Genomic DNA, 910 nt, shown 5'->3' with positions numbered 1-910 from the left:
CCTGTGCCAGACGCACATCGCGGTTGTGCTTCCAGGTGTGCAGAGCCGACATGCCCGCACCGGACACCACACCGTTGATCATGCCCTTCCAGATGTCACCGGGAGCACCCCCCTCCGGGATCGTGATCGCCCCCACGAACACCTCGGTCGCACCCTCGATCACACCCGCCGTCACCCACCGGCCCGCCCACCCCGGCCGGAACACCGCCACACCCCCGCCCAGCAACCCCGCGAACGCCCCCGCCGCCGCCCCGTACTTCAACGAGTTGAGCGTGTCATCCCAGTCCCACACCTTGTCCGACTCGACCGCCTGCCACACCTGCACGATCGCGTCCTCATACACCTCCTCCACACCCTCATCAGCCGCCTGCCGGGTCATCATCGCCACGATCCCGCCGATCGCGGTCGTCACCGAGTCCACCGTGACCTGGCTCGCCGCCCCGCCCACCAACCCCGAACCCGCCCGCACCACAACCCGCAACGCCCGCGCGACCCACTCCGCGAACCTCGCGAAGATCAACCTCACAACACCCTGCATCATCGCGACGAACGGCCCGATCAACGGCCACTCGAACGGATCCACCCACATCCGCAGAATCTCCGTCGCCGCGAACACCATCTGCACGACCATCGACAACTTCGCACCCTGCACGTTCAGCGAATACCCACGCGCCAACCCCGCCAGATCACGCGCACCATTCGCATAAAACGCCGGCTGCTCCGCCAACCGCTCCCCATAACGCCAGAACGCCCGCCCCACCGTCGGATCCACATGATTCAGCACCTCCCCCAACGACAGCACCAAACCATCCACAACACCATCAAGATCGTCCGCCGCCTCCAGCAACGCCTCATGAAGCCCCCAGACATCCCCCTCCATACCCGGCGGCCAATCACCACCCGCAAGAAT

1 protein-coding gene is annotated in these 910 nt (G+C 66.0%); it reads right to left on the bottom strand.

Features of this window, described 5'->3' with window-relative positions:
• On the bottom strand, window positions 1-880 hold an 880-nt coding region (locus LFM09_RS50095), incomplete at its 3' end, for a hypothetical protein (RefSeq protein WP_414103734.1).
• Between the last annotated feature and the right edge of the window lie 30 nt (window positions 881-910).

It is taken from the genome of Lentzea alba, assembly GCF_047445655.1.
GTDB lineage: Bacteria > Actinomycetota > Actinomycetes > Mycobacteriales > Pseudonocardiaceae > Lentzea > Lentzea alba_A.
The sequence above is the reverse complement of the archived record's forward strand: the minus strand, read 5'-3'. Positions and strand labels throughout refer to the sequence as shown.